This window comes from Rhodopila sp. (genome assembly GCF_035548235.1).
In the GTDB taxonomy this organism is placed as follows: domain Bacteria; phylum Pseudomonadota; class Alphaproteobacteria; order Acetobacterales; family Acetobacteraceae; genus Rhodopila.
Genome location: NZ_DASZTJ010000142.1, coordinates 1 through 18,769, shown reverse-complemented (window position 1 = coordinate 18,769; position 18,769 = coordinate 1). Strand labels below are relative to the sequence as shown.

The following is an 18,769-nucleotide window of genomic DNA, read 5'->3' as shown; positions in this document are numbered from 1 at the left end:
TGCCTGCCCGGTTACCCGGACACCCCGCCGGCCCCTCTCAGCGACCCATCTCGATCGTGCGGAAGGTCACGCGCCCGTCGGCGACGTCCGCCACCTCGCGGGTAACCCTGTCGTCGGCCCGGACCTCTACATCATAGCGGCCGGCCGGCAGCGTGCGGTCGAACACGTCGCCCTTGCCGTCCAGCGAAGGGCCGGTCGCCGCCTGGTTCCGCACGTGCCACACCAGCCCCGCGTCCCCGGCGCTCGGCGCGCCGCCGTGCTGGATGCGCAGCACAAGCCGCCCGACGGGCAGGAACATGTCCACGTGCGTGGTCGCCTCAGGGGCAATGACGATGTCCGGCATCGGCAGCACCCCGCCGTGCAGGGTGGCAACCAGTGCATATCGGCCGGGGTCCAGGGGCTGATTCAACGCAGGACGTTTGCTTTGCGCGATGATGTTGCCGGCTTCATCCTTCAGGACAAGGTCCAACTCGGCCGGGTCCGCCCCCGACCGAGCGGATTTGAGGAGCAGCCGACCCTGCCGAGGAGGCGGAGGCGCCATCGGCACGACAAGGGTGACCGTCGCGTCTTCGTCGTATCGGATCGTGGCATCCGCGTGCGCCGTGGCCGATTGCCCGGTCGACGGGCGTTTGACCGTCGCGGTGACGTGGTAATCGCCGGGAGGAACCAGAAGCGCCGCCGAGTCAGAGGTCCATGCGGCCTCGGCCTGGCCGGTCCCCACGGTGCCGCCGATCTGCAGGTCGTCTCCGGCCTGGGCGGGCGGGTCCGTGAGCACGTTCACCTGCAACCGGGATGGTTCCACCGGGACGCTGGCGGCCGGATCCCCGCCGGTGATGTCCTGCCGCAGGTCCATATCGGCCTGGTGCGTGTCCCTGATCCGCACGGTCGCCTTGTGGCCGGGGGGCAGTTTCACCACGCCCGCATCGCCCCGGATCGGCGAGGACTTCCTGGCACCGTAATAATACTCCACCACCGCGCCGATGCTGTCGAAATGCCAGTCGGGGAAGGCGATGGGTTTCGTCCACGCCAGCGTCACCGGCGTGTCCACCGGACCGGCCCTGGCATCAGGCGGTTTGTCCGCCGCGGGTTTGTCCGGTGTTGGTTTGTCCGGTGTTGGTTTGTCCGATATTGGTTTGTCCCCGGGCGACGGGGCGACCTGGCCGGGGGCTACGGCGTCGGACGGGGCGGCGGCGCAGGGCAGGGCGGCCAGGCAGGCCGCCAGCAGGCCGCTTCGGACAAGCCAGGTGAGACGGGTCATGGCAGGTCGAACCCTCCCACGGCGACGGCGACGGGCTTGTCGGCGGGGCACATCAGCATCTTCAGGTCCAGGTCCGCGACGAACCCCGCGACGCCGCCGCCCTCGACCGTCACGGCGCCGTGCAGGCGGGGGTCGGAGCAAGCCTGGACCTGGCCTTCGATGACCATGATGATCGAGTAATGACCGCGCGCAGCGGTCGCGGGATCGATCGAGGAGTCGGGTTGGTCGCCGGCCCCCTCGGTGGTTGCCGCCACAGGGCCCGCGATGATCAGGTGTATCGAACCGGATTCGAAATCACCATCCCAATGCGCGGTGATCGGGCCACCCGGCTGCGTGGCGATCGGATGGATGGCGACGGCACCCATGCCCACGGAACTGGAGCCGCCTGTGGCTTGGGCCAAGGGGGATGGGGCCAAGGGGGCTTGAGCCAAGGGGGCTGAAGCCGGGGAAGTCGCGGGCGAGGGCGTCTCCTCGGCCTGCTGCGTCGGCGCCGCGGCCGGATTGGCCTGCGCCAGCACGGCCTGCGCCCCGGCTGGACTCCCTGTCCCGGACATGGCCGCAAGGCTGGCCAACGCCCACACCCAGCAGATCCTCGGTCGTTGCATCTGTCCCCCGCAGATCGGTCAGAGCGCGTCAACAATTCGGATTACGCTGCTTCCACTCCTCGAAGATGGGGCGCACGATCGGCAGCGTGACGTTGGGAATGGGCAGACCCTGCGACTTGTAATACGCCTGGAAATGTTCCTGGCACGCATTGAGGTCCGGCGGTTCGGGCGCGCATTCGCATTGCGAGCCGGCTGCGGCGCATAGCCGCGTCGGACCGCCGGGATGGGCGCTCAACCAGTCGGCTGCAGGCTCGAACCGTTGCCATCCCAGCACGGACTTGCCCAGGTCCACGGCGCACCAGCTTTTGCTGAAGCCGCTATGCGACAGCTCTCCCGCATGGTCGAAAAACCGCTCCACGAAACGTTTCGCGGCCAGGTAGCGCACAGGATTTTGCTGCGGCGACCAGGCATAGACCGCCATCACCGCGGTCACCGCGCGTGTCGGCACCGTCTCGTTCTGGCCGATCAGGTTGGGATAATCGTCGCTCGTCAACTGCGCCGGCCCGTATTCGTCGATGTTCTGCACGGTGCGGTCGATCGGCACGAAGGAAAGGTCGGCCTGCATGGCTTTCTCGCCGCTGATGCCCTTGAACAGGTCGGCCGGCCGGCCGACGACATAGACCAGGGCATCGATCTGTCCGCCCAGCAGCGCGTCGCGTGCCTGCAGGGAGGTCATTTCGGTGAATTGCGGATGGATGTTCAGTTGCGCGAACAAATGCCGCGCGGTGATCTGCGTGCCGCTGCCGGGCGCATCGATGTTCACCCGCTTCCCTTCCAATCCCTCCAGCGAGTGGATCGCTCGGCCCAGGATGTGAATCTCTTCGCGATGCAGCGGCGCGATCAGGCGGAACCGCTTGCGCAACTCGTCGCGGGCGTCTTCCGTCGGGCTGAACGCCTCCAGCACGTCGGACTGCACGATCGCGAGGTCGATGTTGCGGAGGTCAAACAAGTCCTGGATGTTGTTCACCGATCCCTGGCTGAGCGACACGACCACCCGGAACGGATCGGTGCGGGACGGGTTGTTGAGCAGCGTCGAAAGATCGACGCCCATGCGGCTATAGGTGCCGCCGGGACCGCCTGTCGCCAGGCCGACGGCGTTTTGGTTGAGTAATGCTTTTTCCGCAGGGCTCCGCGGGGAGATGCCCTGACTCCAAGCGGTCGGCATGACAAAAAGGCCGCACAGTACGACGAGCAGCAGGATGGGGTTGTTGCGCGGAAGATATCCTCTATTTTTAGTTGTGGATTTCATCGACTGTCCCCGCCTTCTTTGGCGCCTATGTTGATAGAGGAAAGCGGGCCTGGCAATCTTTGTCTCGGACCGCGAACCATTTTCCCGGTCTGGACCATTTTCGTGACGCGAAGCGAAATAGTGATCGTTACGTCCGGTTTCCGCAACGGCCGGCGGCGTTCAGGCCTGATGGTCGTAACGATATCGTGACGCAATGCAAACGCCCCGCGGACGAACGTTTTCATTGACTTTACGGATGGAGAACAAGCGAAGTTGCGTGTGCGCGGGATATACCCGCGACATAGGGAGGGAGCCAATGAGCATCAAACCGACCGCGGTGCGCCAGATCGTCGGCATTCACGTCAAGGACATCGAATGGATCATTGCGCTTTGGTTCGCGATCCATGGCGGCGATCCGGCGCCTGAGCACCTGTCGCAAGCGCAGGTGCAGGCGGCGGCCGCGGGGCTGATCAAGGCCGCGGCCGCGCATCTGGATCCGGGCAAGGCAAAGGCGGTCACCGCCGCACTGGGCGGTTAGGGCCGGCGCGGCGGGCGGCGGGCGGCAGGTGCAGGCTGCCGCCCGTCCCCGGCCGATCGCCGGCCGGTCGCTGGCTGGGGGGGCACGTCCCAAAACCATCCGTTGCCAGAACCGTTCCGTGCCGACAAAATTGCCGGCAGCTACCTTGGTTTCGATCGATATCTGGTGGCTTGCCTTTTGCCTGTGAAGCGACTTGCCTGTGAAGCGACCGGATCGCGAGACAAAACCCGGGCGGCCAACGCCATAGGGAGGCAAAACAACCATGAAAACCGTGGGACGGCGCTCCGTCATGGGCGCCTCGCTGGGTCTTGCCGCATCCACCGTGCTGGCGCGACCTTATGTTGCCAACGCCGAGGCCACGACGACGATAGCCTGGATCAACCAAGGTTTCGTACAGCAGGAGGTAGAGGCATTCCGCCGGACCGCCGCCGAATACGAGAAGGCGAGCGGCAACAAGATCGACTACAACATCATGCCGTTCATGGCACTGAACCAACGGATCATCGCCGCGCTGACCAGCGGCGACGTTCCCGACCTGATTTTCCATGACGCGCCCGCGACGATCCTCCCGCAGAACGCCTGGGACAATAAGTTGACCGAGGTGAGCGACGTCGTCGAGGCATACAAAAGTCAATTGTCGCGGACGGCCGTTGCCGCCTCCACGTACTACAACAACGCCACCAAGAAGCGGGATTATTACCTGGTGCCGATCAAGCAGGCCTGCATCCCGTTCCATATCTGGGGCAGCCTGGTGGAGAAGGCCGGCTACAAGCTGTCCGACGCGCCGGACACCTGGGACGCGTTCCATGACTTCTTCAAGCCGGTGCAGAAGTCGCTGCGCCAGAAGGGCATGCGTCGCGTCTTCGCCATGGGCATGTCGATGACCACCGTCGGTCCCAACGACGGCAACGGCCTGTTCATGTATTTCGTGGTCGCCAACGGCGGGCGGAACATCGTCACGCCGGACGGGCAGCTTCACGCCGACGATCCCCAGGTGCGGGAGGCTGTCATCAAGTCGGTCGCCTATCTGACGACGGCCTACAAGGAAGGTTATATCCCGCCGGAGGTGCTGACGTGGAACGATGCCGACAACAACAACGGTTTTCACTCGAAACTGTTTGTCATGGACCTCGACGGCACGATCTCGACCGAACTGGCGATGATCAACGACAAGCAGGCCTATTACCAGGACTCGGTGACACGGGGACTGCCGCGCGATAACAGCGGCAAGCAGATGCCGGCCATCGTCGCGGCCGGCGGCGGATTCATCCCGCGTGGCGCGAAGAATGTCCAAGGCGCCAAGGAGTTTATGAAGTATTTCATGCAACCACAGGTGATGAACGCCAACCTCAAGGGCGGGTTGGGCCGCTGGGTGCCGGCGATCCCGGACCTGGTGAAACAGGATCCGTTCTGGCTCGACCCGTCGGACCCGCATCGGCAGCCTTATGTCACGGAAGCGGTGATAAATCCGACGATCCCGGCGTTCGAGGGCTACAACCCGGCCTGGGGACGTGTCGCGGCCGAACAGCTCTGGGGACAGGCGCACGCGGATGTCATCAAGAATGGGATGACGCCGGAGGAAGCCACCGCAAAAGCCTTGAAACGCGCCCAGGAAATCTTCGCGCGATACCCGATCGCCCAAAGCTGAGCCGGGCTGGTCGTTACGTCGTCATGGCCCGGCCCGACCGGGCCATGACGGGAAGGGGCGACGATCTTCCCGGTTCCGCGACCTTTCCTGCTGCCCGCGGGGCATGTCCCGGCCGGGCTTTCCGCTCCGCGCGAAACCGCTCTAAGCTGACCCGGAAATCAAGAACCACCAGGGAAACAGCACGATGTCCGAGGATGCAGGCCTTGCCGTTCTCAACCACGAACTGGCAGCCGACGAACTGGCCTGGGTCGACGCCGTCTACCGCGACTTCGACAGGCTTCGCGCCTCCGCGCCCTCTGCCTTCGATCCGAAGGAAGCCTTGCGATCCGTCCTTGCGCGGCCGGAGCACCAGCTTCCGACGCCGATGGACCTGGCCGGGCCCGGTCCCTGGCGCAACGGCCGGAACCGCCATGGCCGCCTGGTCACCGCCGTCTTCCTGCCGACCGTGGAGTTGCATCGGCACGCCCACAGCCGCACCGATCAGTTCGCCATGTACGTGGCGGGCGATGCCGCCGCCTTTTCCCTCGGCGCCGATGGCCAGCCGGTGCTTCGGCCGGTCGATGGCGGCGACCATTTCCACAACCCGCCCAATGCGCCGCACGCCTTCCTCCCCCGGCCGGGACAGCCCGTCCCGCAAGACTGGGAGATCGCGTTCATCGCCATCACCCCGCGCAACCTGCGGGAAGATACCCAAAGCGTGTCCGACGACGTCCGGGCCGCATACCGCCGGGCGGTGGGGACCGAAGCGCCAACCTGATCCGCCAACCTGATCAGGCCGCCCGCACCGAACCCAGGAACCCGTCCACCTCGTGCCGCAGGATGCCCGCCTGCCGAGCCAGCACGTCCGCCGCCTGCAGCACGTTCCCCGCGGCCACCCCGTTCTCCCCCACCTTGTCCGACATCTCCCGCAGGCTGTGCGCCACCTGTTCGGTCCGCGCCGCCGCGTGCTGGATGTTGGAGGAGATATCGCCCAGCGCCGCGCTCTGCTGCTCGATCGCAGATGCGATGGAGGCGGCAACGGACTCCACGTCATGCACCGTCTGCGAGATGCCCTGGATGGCGGTCAGCGCGGCGCCGGACTCCGCCTGGATCGATGCGATCTGCTGACGGATCTCCTCCGTCGCCTTGGCGGTCTGGTTCGCGAGGCTCTTCACTTCGCCCGCCACCACCGCGAACCCTTTCCCGGCATCGCCGGCCCGAGCGGCCTCGATCGTGGCGTTGAGGGCGAGCAGGTTGGTGCGGCCGGCGATGTCCTGGATCAGCCGGACGACGTCGCCCACCTTCTGCGCGGCGGCCGACAGGCCCGCGACCGTTTCGTTGGTGCGCCGCCCTTCCTCGGCCGCGTCATGGGAGATCGTTGCCGCCCGCGTCACCTGTCGGCTGATTTCCGAACGGGTGGCGGCCATCTCTTCGATCGCGGCGGCGACGCCCTGGACGCTGGCCGTCACCTGGTCCGCCTCGCCCAACGCCGCCGCCGCCCGGTCCACGGCCGCGCCCGCGGTGCCGCTGACGGTCCGCGCGGCGGTGCCCATCTCGCCCCCGGCGGTCGCGACCGCCTCCACGACCCCGCGTACCTGCTGGTCGAACCGGTCGGCCAGGCCGATCAGGGCCGCCCGCTTGTCCTCGGCCGAACGCTGGCGCTCGACCTGTTGCTCGCATTGCAGCGCGTCCATCCGCTCGGCATTCTCCTTGAAGACCGAGACGGCGCGTGCCATGCCGCCCAGTTCGTCGCGGCGGTCGATCCCGGGGACCAGTGTGGAGAGGTCCCCCTCTGCCAGCCGTCCCATGGCCGAACGCAGGCCGTTCAGGACCTTGCTGATGTCCCGGCTGATGATCCAGCCCAGCGTGATGGTCAGCAGCAGGATGAAACCGCCCGCGAAACCCAGTTCCATCAGCAGGTGATCGAACTGGCGGTCCAGGTCGTCGACATAGGCGCCGGCCAGGAAGATCTGGTTCGCGGGCTTGGACAAGGCAACGAAGGCGACCTTCGGGACCGGCTGGGACTCGCCGGGCCGGGGGAAGGAATAGCTGACCGAACCTTCGTCGCTGTTGCGCAGCACATCGTTCTCCAGCGCCGACAGCAGGCGGCCGCTGCCGTCCCGCGCGGTCGTCACCGTACCCTCTCGCGAGGGATCCGCGCCGTGCGCGAGCAGCTTGCCGTCGGATCCGGTGATCGTGATATAGCCGGCGCCGTTATCGAACCGCATCATATGGATCGCGTCCCGCAGCTTGGCGGTGGCCTGGTCGCGGGAGATGGTTTGCGCGGCGACCTGCCGCTCCAGCCCGTCCGAGATGGACAGCGCCGTATGGACGACGGCGCGCAGCTTGTCGATCCGGTCGTTCACCATGCTTTCGTGAAGCATCTGCGCACCGATACCGATCGAAACAATCACCGCGCAGGCGGACAGGCCAAGAAGCAGTGCGAGTTTTGCACGAAGCGTGAGGCGGTTGAACACGATGGTAAGCTCCGCATGATGGTCCTGCCCCGATGATTCCCGCCAGCGATGAATATTCCGTAAATATAACATACGATCGCAGCGCAACAGGCCTGCTTCATCAGATCGGAATCGTATTAACGCTTTCTTCAGACCTTGCACGACACTTTACGATCTCGGGGGCCTTGCGCCCCATGTCCAACAGTTCGCGGAGCAGGAATGCTGACCGTCGTCACGTGCATCACGCAGCAACATGACATCAGCTTGGTCGTCGCGGCCGGGCTGATCTGCTGCCTCGCCAGCTTTGCCACCATCAACATGCTTTGGCGGTCTTCTTCGCATGAGGCGCGGGTCAGGACGGTTTGGCTCTCGGGGGCGGCATTGGTGTTCGGAACGGGGGCGTGGACCGCGCATTTCGTCGCGATGCTGGCGTTCCGTTCCGGCATGCTCGTCGGCTATGACGCGTTCCTGACGGGGGCGTCGCTTGTCGTGGCGTGCGCCGGCGCCTGGACGATGTTCTGGGTTTTCCTGAACGGACGCAGCAATGTCCGCCACCGCGCGGTCGCGGGCATGCTGCTGGGAGTCATCGTCGGCGCCATGCATTTCATCGGCACCGAGGCGATGCGCTTCAATGGCTCGATCCGCATCAAGCACGGCTTCGCCGGCGCGGCTGTCGCCTTCGCGATGGTCTTCTGCGGCCTCGCCCTTGGGGTTTCCGACAGGCTTGCGTCGTCCTCGCGGCGGGCCGCCGGCGCCGTCCTGCTGGCCGTCGGGATCGTCGGCCTGCACTTCATCGGCATGGCCGGCCTCGACATCGCTCCGGGTTCGGGCGATCCCCTACGGGAATCCCCTTGGGAACCGTCAGGCCATCTCATGCTCGGCACGCCGCTGCTGGCGACCATCGTGATCGCGACCACGGCGACGATCTTCGTCCTCAGCCTGTTCGGGTCGTTCATGGATCAATACCTGGCCTGGCGTACAGGGCGGGAGGAGGGCAGCCTGCGCCACATCGCGCATCATGACAGCCTGACCGGACTGCCGAACCGGCTGGCGCTTCGCCACGCGCTCGAAGGGATCCTGCAGGAGGCGCAGCGCCAGGGGGCCGCGTGCGCGGTGATGTGCCTCGACCTTGACCGGTTCAAGCTCGTCAACGACCTGTATGGCCACCAGACGGGCGACGAGGTGCTGCGCCGGGTGGCGGCGCGGCTTCAGTCCTTGACCCGCCCGACGGATGTGGTGGCCAGGATCAGCGGCGACGAGTTCATCGTCGTGATGCCGCCGACCCTCGATCCCGACGCCGCCGTCATGAGCGCGCGGTTCGTCGCGGCTTTGGCGGAGCCGATGATGATCGACGGCCAGCAGATCTGCATCGGCGGCAGCGTCGGGATCGCGCTTTATCCGCGGGATGGAACGGACGGGGGCGAACTGCTGCGCAACGCCGACATGGCGCTGTACCAGGCGAAGCGGGACGGGCGCGGCACCTTTCGCTTCTTCGATCCGGAAATGAACGAGCGGCTGAGGAGCCGCCAGCGCCTGGAACAGGACCTGCGCCGCGGGATCGATGCCGGCGAGTTCCAGATGTATTACCAGCCGCTGTTCGCCGTCGAAACGCGACGGATCATCGGCTACGAGGCCCTGATCCGCTGGGACCATCCGACACGCGGAATCGTTTCGCCTTCCGAATTCATCCCCATCGCCGAGGAATCCGGCCTGATCGTTCCGCTTGGCCGTTGGGTGCTGGAAACGGCCTGCCGGGAGGCCTCGGCATGGGAAGACGATCTGCAGGTGTCGGTGAACGTCTCGCCGGTGCAGCTTCAGCAGACCGACTTCGCGGAGATGGTCGCCGACACGCTCGTCCGCACCGGCTTTCCCGCCCACAGGCTGGAGCTTGAGATGACCGAGGGCGTGCTGATCGCGCACCCCGAACAGGCGCTGGCGATGCTGCGCAAGCTGCGCGACTGCGGGGTCAGGCTGGCGCTCGACGACTTCGGCACCGGCTATTCGAGCTTGAGCTACCTGCGGCGTTTCCCGTTCAGCAAGATCAAGATCGACCGCTCATTCATCCAGTCGCTCGGGGAGTGCAACGAGTCGAGCGTGCTGGCCCGCGCGATCGTGGCGCTGGGGCACAGCCTGGGCATGGGAGTCACCGCGGAAGGGGTGGAAACCTACGAGCAATACAACTTCCTGGAGCGGGAGGCATGCAACCAGGTCCAGGGCTACCTGTTCGGAAAGCCGATGCCGGCGCACTACATCCGGACGAAGGACCGGGGCTTCGTGCCGCCGCGCGTTCGGATCGACGTCGAACCCGCGGCGCAGGGGCGGGAGCTCCATCATTCCGTTTGAAATGAGATCACGCTGCCAGCGCCGCCTCCGCCGCCGCGGCGATCGAAAACAGTCTCGCGTCGCCCATCGTCTCGCCCATCAGCATCAGCCCCACCGGCGCGTCGCCGGGCCGGTGGCAGGGCAGGCTGATCGCGCAGCGGTCGAAGAAATTGCCCAGCGCCGTGTTCCGCAGGATCAGCATGTTGATGCTGTTGTAGGCACGCTCGTCATCCAGCTCCGCGATCGGTGGCGCGACGATCGGCACCGTCGGCATCACCACCGCGTCGAACGGCGCCGTCGCCGCGTCGAACGCCGCAATCAGGCGCCGCCGCGCCTGCACCAGCGCGAGGTAGTCCGCCGCCGACATGTGCTCCCCGCGCGCGATCCGCAGCCGGATGCGCTGGTCGTAGCCGTCCCCGGCGGCAGCGAGCAGCGGCTTGTGCCACGCATAGGCCTCGGACGCCGCGAAGCCGCCCTTGGCGTTGACCGCCGGCAGCTCCTCGAACGGGGCGAACCGCGTCCGCACGATCCGAACCCCCGCCTGCGACAGCACCGCCAGCGCCCGGTCGAAGGCGGCCGAGACCGTGGCGTCCAGCCCCTCCAGCACCGTGTTCTCGGGCACCGCCAGGCGCAGCCCTTCCAGCGAGGCCGGCGTGGGGCGGCGGGGCGTCCCGCCCGCCAGGATCGCGTCGATCTCGGCGCAGCAGGCGACCGTGGGCGCCAGCGGCCCGACCGAGTCCAGTGACGGCGCCAGCGGCAGGACGCCGTCGATCGGCACCCGCCGCGCCGTGGGCTTGTAGCCGACGACGCCGCAGAAGGCCGCCGGGATGCGGCATGATCCGCCGGTATCGGTGCCCAGCCCGGCCGCCGCCATCCCGTCGGCCACCGCCACGCCGGTCCCCGACGAACTGCCGCCCGGAATGCGGCTCGACGCCCGGTCCCACGGGCTGGACGGCGTGCCGTAATGCGGGTTGATGCCGAGGCCGGAGAACGCGAACTCCGTCATGTTGGCACGGCCCATCGGGATGAACCCGGCGGCCAGCATCCGCGCCACCACGGGCGCATTGGCGGCAGCCGGCGGCGCGTCGGCCAGCACGGCGGAGCCGGCCGGCGTCGGTTCGCCGGCGATGTCGAACAGATCCTTCAACGCGATCGGGATCCCCGCATACGGTCCCGCCGCCCGGCCGACCTTGCGCAGCGCGTCGGCCGCGTCCGCCATCGCGCGCGCCTGTTCGGCCTGGACCTTGATGAAGACCCGCGCCCCTTCGCCGGCCGGGTCGGCGATGCGCGCCAGGGCTTCCTCCACCAGCGTCCGGCTGGTCGTCCGACCGGCCCCGAGGTCGGCGGCGATGTCATCGATGGCGCGCATGTTGTCCCCCTTGTCACCGCCGCCGGGTAGCGGTCCGGCGGCGCAGGCGATAATGACTGACCCCGATCGGCCCGCCAACGCCTCCCGGTGTTCGGGCCAGACGACAGGAGCATGCCATGACCGACACACCTGCCAAGCCGGTTCTTCTTACGGGCGCCTCGGGCGCGCTGGGCCGGGTGCTGACGAAATCCCTCGCGGCGCTAGGCTGGAAGCTGGTCCTGACCGATATCGCCCCCTTCCCCGATCCGGTGCCCGCCGGCTGCCGGTTCACCCGGGCGGACCTGTCGAACGGGGTGGACATCCTGCGACTGGCGGAAGGGTGCGGCGCGATCATCCACCTGGGCGGCGTGTCGGTGGAGCGGCCGTTCGAGGAGGTCATCGGCCCGAACATCCGCGGTCTGTACCATATCTACGAAGCCGCCCGCCGCGAGAAGGCGCGGGTGATCTTCGCGTCCTCGAACCATTCCGTCGGCTTCCACGAACGATCGGAGAGCACGCCGGCCGACACGCAGTTCCTGCCGGACGGGTACTATGGCCTGTCGAAGGCCTATGGCGAGCTGATGGGCCGGATGTACTGGTTCAAGCACGGGGTGGAGAGCGTCTTCATCCGCATCGGCTCCGCGCGGGAGGAGCCGGTCGACGCCCGCATGCTCGCCTCCTGGATGTCGTATGGCGACCTGTCGTCGCTGATGGTCCGCTGCGTGCTGACGCCGAAGGTCGGCTGCGTCGCGGTCTGGGGCGCCTCCAAGAACGCGCGCATGACCTGGTGGAAGGACGACGCGCGGGAGATGCTGGGCTGGGCGCCGGTCGACAGCGCCGATGGCTTCACCGCGCAGTTGCAGGGCGTGGTCAGCGGCGACCCGGTGCAGGAACGTTACGTCGGCGGCGGTTACTGCGCGATCGAGTATTCGCGCGAAGAACAGGCCCCGTCCTGGACCGGGGCCTGAAAGGGGGACGCATGAGCGAAGGCACGCTGTATATCGGCCACCGGCGGTATTCGTCATGGTCGATGCGCGGCTGGCTGGCGGTGACGCTGGCGGGCCTGGATGTCGACGTGAAAGGCATCAAGTTCGAGCGTCCTGGCCCGACCCGTGCCATCGGCGCGCTGTCGCCGAACGGGCTGGTGCCGTTCCTGGAGCATCGCGGCGCGCAGGTCTGGGAATCGCTGGCGATCTGCGACTACTGCGCCGAGATCGCCCCGGCGCTGTGGCCCGCCGACCGGATCGCCCGAGCCCATGCGCGGTCGATCGCGTCGGAGATGCATGCCGGGTTCCGGGACTTGCGGTCGTCGATGTGGATGAACCTGGGGCGCGACTTCGCCGGCCTCGGCCGCACGCCGGGGGCCCTGGCCGATATCGGGCGGATCGAGGCGATGTGGGCCGATACCAGGGCGCGGTTCGGGACCGACGGGCCCTACCTGTTCGGCGCGGCGTTTACGGTGGCGGACATCATGTACGCGCCGGTGGTGACGCGGTTCCTGACCTGGAAGCCGGAGCTGTCGACCTGGACGTCGGCCTATTGCCAGGCGGTGCGGGGCCATCCGCTGGTCGCGGCCTGGTATGATGGCGCGGCCAAGGAGCCGGCGGACTGGCTGATCGAGGGGTATGAGACCCCGCCCGGTTGACCCTCGCCAACCACCGCGGGACGGGGGCGGCTGACTAGCCCAAGACCATGATGCCGGTCAGCCCTCCGGCCAGTATCGTCAGCAGGTCCGCCAGCGAGAGCGCGACGCAGCCCTCGGTCGGTGCGTAATCCGGGCGGGCGACGTGCAGGAAGATCGCCGATCCCAGCCCGGGCCGGATCGGGGCGTCGTTCCAGCCCAGCACGCCGATGACGTCGTACACATGGTCCGCCCGCCACAGCGCCTCGTGGGACGCGGCGATCGGCAGCCGGACCATGCGGTTGTAGTCAGGGTGGGCCGGATCGTCGCACCAGCCATCGTCCGGCGACAACGCTCTCACCGGCGCTGCCGCCGCCGGCGCCGCCAGCCGGTCCGGGCGATAAAGAACCTCCCGCAGCGCCAGCGGGCCCAGCGGCGTGGCGCCGTCCCCCTCCCGCTTGTCGGATCGGCGACCGCCGCGCCCCACGGCGGCGCGGAAGGAGCGTCCGGCAAAAGTCAACGCATGGTCGGAGGCGACAACGGCTTGCATGCCGCCCCGCCTACGCGAGATCGGATGTACCCGCCACCCCCTCCGATTTCCCTCCTGCGTCGATCCTGCCTAGATTTCGGCCCATCGACCTGGAGGAAACATCATGGCTCGCGTCCCCTACCTGGAACAAGGCGACCTCGCGCCCGAGGACCAGGACCTGCTGAAACGCCCGATCTGGCTGACCAAGGCGCTGGTCAACTCGCCGAAAGGGGCGCGGGCATTCCATACCGTCGGCAACTATATCCGGTTCGGCAGCAAGCTGGACCAGCGCCTGCGCGAACTGGCGATCCTGCAGGTCGGCTGGCTCGCCCGCTCCCCCTACGAATGGTCGCACCACGTCAAGCTGGGTCTCGGCTTCGGCGTCAGCGAGGCGGACATCCATGCGCTGATCGACGACACCGACGGCAAGCCGACCAGCCTGGACGCGCTGACGAAGCTGGTGCTGAAGGCCGCGCGGGAGATGACGACGGACGGTGCCATGTCGGACGCCACCTTTGCCGCCCTTCAGAAGCAACTGGGCAACGAGCTGGTCGTCGACCTCACGCTCACCATTGCCTTCTACAACGGCGTCGTCCGGGTGCTGGGCACGCTGGGGATCGATGTCGAGCCGGAGTACCAGCCCTACATGGACAAGTTCCCGTTCCCTGCCTGACCGCGGCGCGGGCACCAGGCGTCCGGACCGCCCTTGCCGAGCGGTGGCGGGCGTCGTCAAACTGCGGGCCGGATCACTGAATGGCCGCAATCCGACATGACGTCCGCCCATACACGCCCCGTCGTTCGCGCGAACCGGACCAAGGAGAGGCTCTCCGCCGGAGAGCTTGCCTTGGGCGCCGTCATCTCCAGCGCGACGCCGGAACTGGTGGAGATCGCCGCCGTCACCGGTTTCGATTTCGTGACGTTCGACGCCGAACACGAAACCCTCGACGACGCCGCCCTGACGCACTGCATCCGCGCCGCCGAAGCCTTCGGCATCACCCCGATCATGCGCATCGCCAAGGACCCGGACCGGGCATTGCGGCTGATGGACCAGGGCGCGCAGGGCGTGCACGTCCCGCGCTGCACCACGCCGGACGACATGCGCGACCTCGTGTCCTGGACCCGCTTCCATCCAGGCGGCCAGCGGACGTTCTATCGTCTCGGCCGCGGCGGAAACTACAACCAGGGCCTGGACGACGCGGAATGGTCGCGGCGGACGGACGAGGCAACGCTGGTGATCGCGATGATCGAGGAAGCCGCGGCGCTGGACCATCTCGACCCCATGCTGGCGGTTTCCGGCATCGACGCCATCCATATCGGCCCCAAGGACCTCTGGCAGTCGCTCGGCATGCCGCCGGCCGACGTGGTCGATGCTGCGATCGGTCGCATCGCCGAGGCGGTGCTGCGCGCCGGCAAGCATCTGAGCCTGCAATTGCGGGCGGGCGAGGCGATGGAGCGCCAGCTTGCGCGCTGCGAAGCGCTGGGCGCGCGCATGGTCAGCGTGCCGCTGCTGGGACTGCTGGCGCAGCGGTGCCAGGGTTTCGTCGCGGATGTCAGGCGCCGGTCCCGATCGTAGATATCGCGTCGCCGTTCGGTCCGGCCGGGGCGATCACAGATGGCGTCCACGCTCCAGGATCTCCAGCGTGTACGCCTTGTAGCTCATCCCAAGGGCCTCGGCCCGCTCCAGTCGGCGCAGCGCGATTTCCCGCGGCGGGGTCTTCCAGGCACGCTTGTGCGCCTTGCGCCAGATGAACAGGCCCCAGCCGCCATCATTCTCCTCCTCCAGCGGAGGCCCGCCATTGTGCCCGATCCGCTCGGCCGCCATCCTGTTCGCCCTTGCTTTGCCTGACGCGAATCTTTCCACTATATCGTCATTATGTCCACTATAATGTCAGATGCGAACCTCGCCACCCGCCTCAGGCTCGAACGCGAAGCGCGCAACTGGACCCTGGCCGACCTTGCCGCCCGTTCCGGCATCAGCCGCGCCATGCTCAGCAAGATCGAGCGCGGCGAAGCCTCCCCCACCGCCACCCTGCTTGGCCGCCTGTCCGCCGCCTATGGCCTGACGGTGTCGCAACTGTTCGCCCGGGCGGAGGAGCGCGGGCAGGTGGCGCGGGCGGAGACGCAGCCGCGGTGGCAGGACCCCGAGACGGGGTTCGTCCGCCGCTCGCTCAGCCCGCCCGGCGCCGCGCCACTGGAACTCGTCTGGGGGGAACTGCCGCCGGGCGGACGCATCGCCTATCCCGCCGCGAGCTACCGGTTCATCGCCGACCAGCAGCTCGTGGTGATCGACGGGTCGGTGACCATCCGCCAAGCCGACGCGGTGTTCGTGCTGCGGCCCGGCGACTGCCTGCGCTGGGGGCCGCCACAGGACGTGACGTTCGAAAATGACGGCCCCGTCCTGTGCCGGTATATCGTCGCGGTGCTGCGGGCGACCGCGTAGAACAACGTCCCAACGGGAACCAACCGCTCAATGGGACCAAACGGAGGAAACGGACGCGATGCCCCACCAGCCACAGGCACGCGGCCTGCTGTTCCGCGTGTCGCCCTTTCTGTTCGTGCTGCTCTGGAGCTCGTCTTTCGTCGCCGCCAGGGTCGGGCTGCGCCACATCACGCCGCTGCTGTTCGTGGCCGCCCGGATGGCCGGCTGCGCCCTGGTCATGGTGGTGCTGATGCTCGTCCTGCGTCAGTCCTGGCGTCCGCTGCGGCGCGGCAAGTGGCTGCATTGCGGGATCGCCGGCGCGCTGATGAACGCGATCGGCCTGATGGCGCCGCATGTCGGGCTGCTGACCACGCCGTCGGCGCAGATCGCGCTGGTGCAGTCGCTGACGCCGCTGCTGACCGCGGTGCTGGGCGTCTTCCTGCTGAAGGAGTCGCTGCGTCCGCTGCAATGGGCCGGGCTGCTGCTGGGGGTCGCCGGCGTCGGCCTTGTGGTCGGACAGGCGGCCTTGACCAGTCCGGCGCGCTTCCAGGGCATGCTGCTGGCGCTCGTCGGCGTCGGCGGCATTGTCAGCGGCACGCTGTATTTCGGCCGCTTCTGCCGTGATGTGCCGCTGCTGCCGGGGGCCACGGCCCAGTTCATCTCGGCCGCGCTGACCTCGGCGGCCGGCGCGGTGCTTCTGGAAACGCCGCACGCCGACTGGACGGCCGGCGCGATCGAGGCGACCGCCTGGAACACCGTCATGGTCTCCCTTGGGGGCATGGGGCTGTATTTCCTGATGCTGTCCAAGGGCACGGCGGCACGCACCAGCGCCAACTTCTACCTGGTGCCGGGGACCACCGCGCTGCTGGCCTGGGCCTTCACGCACGAGAAGCTGAGCACCTTCGCGCTGGGCGGCCTGATCGTTGCCTCCGCCGGCTGCTGGCTGGTCAACGCCGGCGGCCGAAGACCGGCTTGAATGGGGCGAAAATGCTGGGTACACGGGCGGTTGCGTTCGCCTCTGCTGCAGTGCAAAAATTTCCGGACCCAAACCGAGTGCCGCCATGCCCCTGCACGTCGCCCTGACGCACAAGACGTCCTACCACTATGACCGCCTCGTCTCGCTGGGCCCGCAGACCATCCGGCTGCGCCCGGCACCGCAGTCGCGCACGCATATCCTGTCCTATGAGCTGAAGGTCGAGCCGCAGCCGCACTTCCTGAACTGGATGCAGGACCCGCAGGGCAACCATCTGGCCCGAGTCGTCTTCCCGGAGAAAGTGGATCGTTTCGAGGTCACCGTGGACCTCGTCGCCGACATGGTGACGATCAACCCGTTCGACTTCTTCCTGGAGCCGGAGGCGGAGCACTGGCCGTTCGCCTACGATCCGGTGCTGGACCAGGAACTCGCGCCCTATCGCAAGCTCAGCGAACCAGGCCCTTTGCTGAAGGCGCTGATCGAGCAGGTGAATGCGGGCAGGGAACGGACGGTCGACAAGCTGGTCGCGCTGAACGCCATGATCCAGCAGCGCGTCGCCTATATCGTCCGCATGGAGCCCGGCGTCTTCACGCCCGAGGAAACGCTGGGCGGCGGCAAGGGATCCTGCCGCGATTCCGCCTGGTTGCTGGTGCAACTGCTGCGCCACCTGGGCTTCGCCGCCCGTTTCGTCTCCGGCTACCTGATCCAGCTCGTGGGCGATGTGAAACCGTTGACCGGACCCGAGGGACCGCCTGCCGACTTCACCGACCTGCATGCCTGGGCCGAGGCCTACCTGCCCGGCGCCGGCTGGGTCGGGCTGGATGCGACCTCGGGCCTGTTCTGCGGCGAGGGCCATATCCCGCTGGCCGCCAGCCCCGATCCGATCTCGGCCGCGCCGATCACCGGCCTGGTGGAGCAGGCCGAGGTCACGTTCGGCTTCGAGATGTCGGTCCGTCGCATCCTGGAAACGCCGCGCACGACGAAGCCGTATACCGACGCGCAGTGGCAGGCGATCCTGGCGCAGGGGCAGACGGTCGACCATGCGCTGCGGCGGCAGAACATGCGCCTGACCATGGGCGGCGAGCCCACTTTCATCGCCGCCGACGACATGGACGCGCCGGAATGGAATACCGAGGCGCTGGGTCCCACGAAGCGCCGCTACGCGCATCGGCTGCTGCGCCGCCTGCAGGACAAATGGGCGCCCGGCTCGGTGCTGAACCTGTCGATGGGCAAGCATTACCCCGGCGAGCAGCTTCCCCGCTGGGCACTGCATTGCCACTGGCGCGCGGATGGCGAGCCTGTCTGGACACAGCCCGAACTGCTGGGGACGGACGACGACCGGGACAACGCGACGGCGCGGGAGGCGGCCGCTTTCGCCTATGGGCTGGCGGAGCGCCTGCAGGTCGATCCGGGTCTGGTCATCCCGGCGTACGAGGACATCCATTATTACCTGTGGAGGGAGCACCGGCTGCCGGCGAACGTGCTCGCCGAGGACTCGAAGCTGCGCGACCCGTTGGACCGCGCGCGGCTGGCGAAAGTGTTCGGGCAGGGGCTGAACAGCGTGGTCGGCAGCGTGCTGCCGCTGCGCCGGGTGATCGATGGCGGCGCGCGGCGCTGGCAATCGGGCAAGTGGTTCTTCAAGGCCGGCGAGATGTTCCTGGTTCCCGGCGACAGCCCGATCGGCCTGCGCCTGCCGCTGGAAGCGCTGCCCTGGGTCGACCCGGAGCACGCCGAATTCGATGCGGAGGCCGATCCGTTCGCCGAGAAGGAACCCCTGCCGCCGCGGCAGGCCTTCCGCCTGCGCGAACCCCGCAGCGAAAGGCCAGGGTCCTCGATCGAGGACTT

The 18,769-nt window shown here is 67.6% G+C and carries 18 protein-coding genes; 11 read left to right on the top strand and 7 right to left on the bottom strand.

Going from position 1 to position 18,769, the window contains the following annotated elements; translation table 11 throughout:
• Positions 1–37 precede the first annotated feature (37 nt).
• The 3 genes from VHB27_RS12540 to VHB27_RS12530 form a co-directional block, all read right to left on the bottom strand.
• Positions 38–1,258 (bottom strand): hypothetical protein, encoded by a 1,221-nt coding sequence (locus VHB27_RS12540; protein ID WP_325600846.1) that lies wholly within the window; start codon positions 1,256–1,258, stop codon positions 38–40.
• Entirely contained in the window at positions 1,255–1,659 is a 405-nt protein-coding gene (locus VHB27_RS12535) for a hypothetical protein (RefSeq protein ID WP_325600844.1), read from the bottom strand. Before VHB27_RS12535 ends, VHB27_RS12540 begins: the two co-directional genes overlap by 4 nt.
• Positions 1,660–1,891: 232 nt before the next feature.
• Positions 1,892–3,112, bottom strand: coding sequence for a TAXI family TRAP transporter solute-binding subunit (locus VHB27_RS12530; protein WP_325600842.1), 1,221 nt, complete (start codon positions 3,110–3,112; stop codon positions 1,892–1,894).
• 295 nt (positions 3,113–3,407) lie between these two features.
• Between VHB27_RS12530 and VHB27_RS12525 the strand changes: the two genes are divergently transcribed.
• The 3 genes from VHB27_RS12525 to VHB27_RS12515 all read left to right on the top strand — a co-directional run bounded on the left by VHB27_RS12525 (position 3,408) and on the right by VHB27_RS12515 (position 6,034).
• Complete coding sequence (locus VHB27_RS12525; protein WP_325600840.1) at positions 3,408–3,629, top strand: hypothetical protein; 222 nt, start codon at positions 3,408–3,410, stop codon at positions 3,627–3,629.
• A 262-nt stretch (positions 3,630–3,891) separates the two neighbouring features.
• Complete coding sequence (locus VHB27_RS12520) at positions 3,892–5,277, top strand: ABC transporter substrate-binding protein (protein WP_325600838.1); 1,386 nt, start codon at positions 3,892–3,894, stop codon at positions 5,275–5,277.
• 184 nt (positions 5,278–5,461) lie between these two features.
• Positions 5,462–6,034 carry a hypothetical protein gene (locus tag VHB27_RS12515; RefSeq protein WP_325600836.1) on the top strand — a complete coding sequence of 191 codons (573 nt, stop codon included), beginning with the start codon at positions 5,462–5,464 and terminating at the stop codon, positions 6,032–6,034.
• Positions 6,035–6,047: 13 nt separating this feature from the next.
• Here the strand turns inward: VHB27_RS12515 and VHB27_RS12510 are convergent, their stop codons facing one another.
• Complete coding sequence (locus tag VHB27_RS12510; RefSeq protein ID WP_325600834.1) at positions 6,048–7,733, bottom strand: methyl-accepting chemotaxis protein; 1,686 nt, start codon at positions 7,731–7,733, stop codon at positions 6,048–6,050.
• Between the two features lie 198 nt (positions 7,734–7,931).
• Between VHB27_RS12510 and VHB27_RS12505 the strand changes: the two genes are divergently transcribed.
• Complete coding sequence (locus VHB27_RS12505) at positions 7,932–10,055, top strand: putative bifunctional diguanylate cyclase/phosphodiesterase (protein ID WP_325600832.1); 2,124 nt, start codon at positions 7,932–7,934, stop codon at positions 10,053–10,055.
• Between the two features lie 7 nt (positions 10,056–10,062).
• Here the strand turns inward: VHB27_RS12505 and VHB27_RS12500 are convergent, their stop codons facing one another.
• The gene (locus tag VHB27_RS12500; RefSeq protein ID WP_325600830.1) at positions 10,063–11,403 is read right to left on the bottom strand and encodes an amidase; all 1,341 of its coding nucleotides are present in this window, start codon (positions 11,401–11,403) and stop codon (positions 10,063–10,065) included.
• A gap of 116 nt (positions 11,404–11,519) precedes the next feature.
• Between VHB27_RS12500 and VHB27_RS12495 the strand changes: the two genes are divergently transcribed.
• Both VHB27_RS12495 and VHB27_RS12490 read left to right on the top strand, forming a co-directional pair.
• A complete protein-coding gene (locus VHB27_RS12495; protein WP_325600828.1) occupies positions 11,520–12,350 on the top strand; it encodes an NAD-dependent epimerase/dehydratase family protein in 831 nt (276 codons plus the stop codon).
• 11 nt (positions 12,351–12,361) lie between these two features.
• On the top strand, positions 12,362–13,027 hold the full coding sequence (locus VHB27_RS12490; RefSeq protein WP_325600826.1) for a glutathione S-transferase: 666 nt from the start codon (positions 12,362–12,364) through the stop codon (positions 13,025–13,027).
• Positions 13,028–13,061: 34 nt separating this feature from the next.
• Here the strand turns inward: VHB27_RS12490 and VHB27_RS12485 are convergent, their stop codons facing one another.
• Positions 13,062–13,553 carry a L,D-transpeptidase family protein gene (locus VHB27_RS12485; protein WP_325600824.1) on the bottom strand — a complete coding sequence of 164 codons (492 nt, stop codon included), beginning with the start codon at positions 13,551–13,553 and terminating at the stop codon, positions 13,062–13,064.
• A 103-nt stretch (positions 13,554–13,656) separates the two neighbouring features.
• Here VHB27_RS12485 and VHB27_RS12480 point away from each other — a divergent pair, with 103 nt between their 5' ends.
• Positions 13,657–14,205 (top strand): carboxymuconolactone decarboxylase family protein, encoded by a 549-nt coding sequence (locus VHB27_RS12480; protein ID WP_325600822.1) that lies wholly within the window; start codon positions 13,657–13,659, stop codon positions 14,203–14,205.
• Positions 14,206–14,376: 171 nt separating this feature from the next.
• Positions 14,377–15,105 (top strand): HpcH/HpaI aldolase family protein, encoded by a 729-nt coding sequence (locus VHB27_RS12475; RefSeq protein ID WP_325600820.1) that lies wholly within the window; start codon positions 14,377–14,379, stop codon positions 15,103–15,105.
• 33 nt (positions 15,106–15,138) lie between these two features.
• Here VHB27_RS12475 and VHB27_RS12470 read toward each other — a convergent pair whose 3' ends face one another.
• Complete coding sequence (locus VHB27_RS12470) at positions 15,139–15,354, bottom strand: hypothetical protein (RefSeq protein ID WP_325600818.1); 216 nt, start codon at positions 15,352–15,354, stop codon at positions 15,139–15,141.
• Between the two features lie 63 nt (positions 15,355–15,417).
• Here VHB27_RS12470 and VHB27_RS12465 point away from each other — a divergent pair, with 63 nt between their 5' ends.
• The 3 genes from VHB27_RS12465 to VHB27_RS12455 form a co-directional block, all read left to right on the top strand.
• Positions 15,418–15,972, top strand: a complete 555-nt coding sequence (locus tag VHB27_RS12465; RefSeq protein WP_325600816.1) for a helix-turn-helix domain-containing protein — start codon at positions 15,418–15,420, stop codon at positions 15,970–15,972.
• A 58-nt stretch (positions 15,973–16,030) separates the two neighbouring features.
• Positions 16,031–16,927 carry a DMT family transporter gene (locus VHB27_RS12460; RefSeq protein ID WP_325600814.1) on the top strand — a complete coding sequence of 299 codons (897 nt, stop codon included), beginning with the start codon at positions 16,031–16,033 and terminating at the stop codon, positions 16,925–16,927.
• An 85-nt stretch (positions 16,928–17,012) separates the two neighbouring features.
• A partial coding sequence (locus VHB27_RS12455) for a transglutaminase family protein (RefSeq protein WP_325600812.1) occupies positions 17,013–18,769 on the top strand: 1,757 nt, incomplete at its 3' end.

Bases quoted from the DNA above. Each gene is read 5' to 3' on its own strand.
- VHB27_RS12540 (WP_325600846.1), bottom strand. From the start codon at position 1,258: ATGACCCGTCTCACCTGGCTTGTCCGAAGCGGCCTGCTGGCGGCCTGC.
- VHB27_RS12530 (WP_325600842.1), bottom strand. From the start codon at position 3,112: ATGAAATCCACAACTAAAAATAGAGGATATCTTCCGCGCAACAACCCC.
- VHB27_RS12465 (WP_325600816.1), top strand. From the start codon at position 15,418: ATGTCAGATGCGAACCTCGCCACCCGCCTCAGGCTCGAACGCGAAGCG.
- VHB27_RS12460 (WP_325600814.1), top strand. From the start codon at position 16,031: ATGCCCCACCAGCCACAGGCACGCGGCCTGCTGTTCCGCGTGTCGCCC.
- VHB27_RS12520 (WP_325600838.1), top strand. From the start codon at position 3,892: ATGAAAACCGTGGGACGGCGCTCCGTCATGGGCGCCTCGCTGGGTCTT.
- VHB27_RS12495 (WP_325600828.1), top strand. From the start codon at position 11,520: ATGACCGACACACCTGCCAAGCCGGTTCTTCTTACGGGCGCCTCGGGC.
- VHB27_RS12470 (WP_325600818.1), bottom strand. From the start codon at position 15,354: ATGGCGGCCGAGCGGATCGGGCACAATGGCGGGCCTCCGCTGGAGGAG.
- VHB27_RS12515 (WP_325600836.1), top strand. From the start codon at position 5,462: ATGTCCGAGGATGCAGGCCTTGCCGTTCTCAACCACGAACTGGCAGCC.
- VHB27_RS12490 (WP_325600826.1), top strand. From the start codon at position 12,362: ATGAGCGAAGGCACGCTGTATATCGGCCACCGGCGGTATTCGTCATGG.
- VHB27_RS12480 (WP_325600822.1), top strand. From the start codon at position 13,657: ATGGCTCGCGTCCCCTACCTGGAACAAGGCGACCTCGCGCCCGAGGAC.
- VHB27_RS12485 (WP_325600824.1), bottom strand. From the start codon at position 13,553: ATGCAAGCCGTTGTCGCCTCCGACCATGCGTTGACTTTTGCCGGACGC.
- VHB27_RS12505 (WP_325600832.1), top strand. From the start codon at position 7,932: ATGCTGACCGTCGTCACGTGCATCACGCAGCAACATGACATCAGCTTG.
- VHB27_RS12525 (WP_325600840.1), top strand. From the start codon at position 3,408: ATGAGCATCAAACCGACCGCGGTGCGCCAGATCGTCGGCATTCACGTC.
- VHB27_RS12500 (WP_325600830.1), bottom strand. From the start codon at position 11,403: ATGCGCGCCATCGATGACATCGCCGCCGACCTCGGGGCCGGTCGGACG.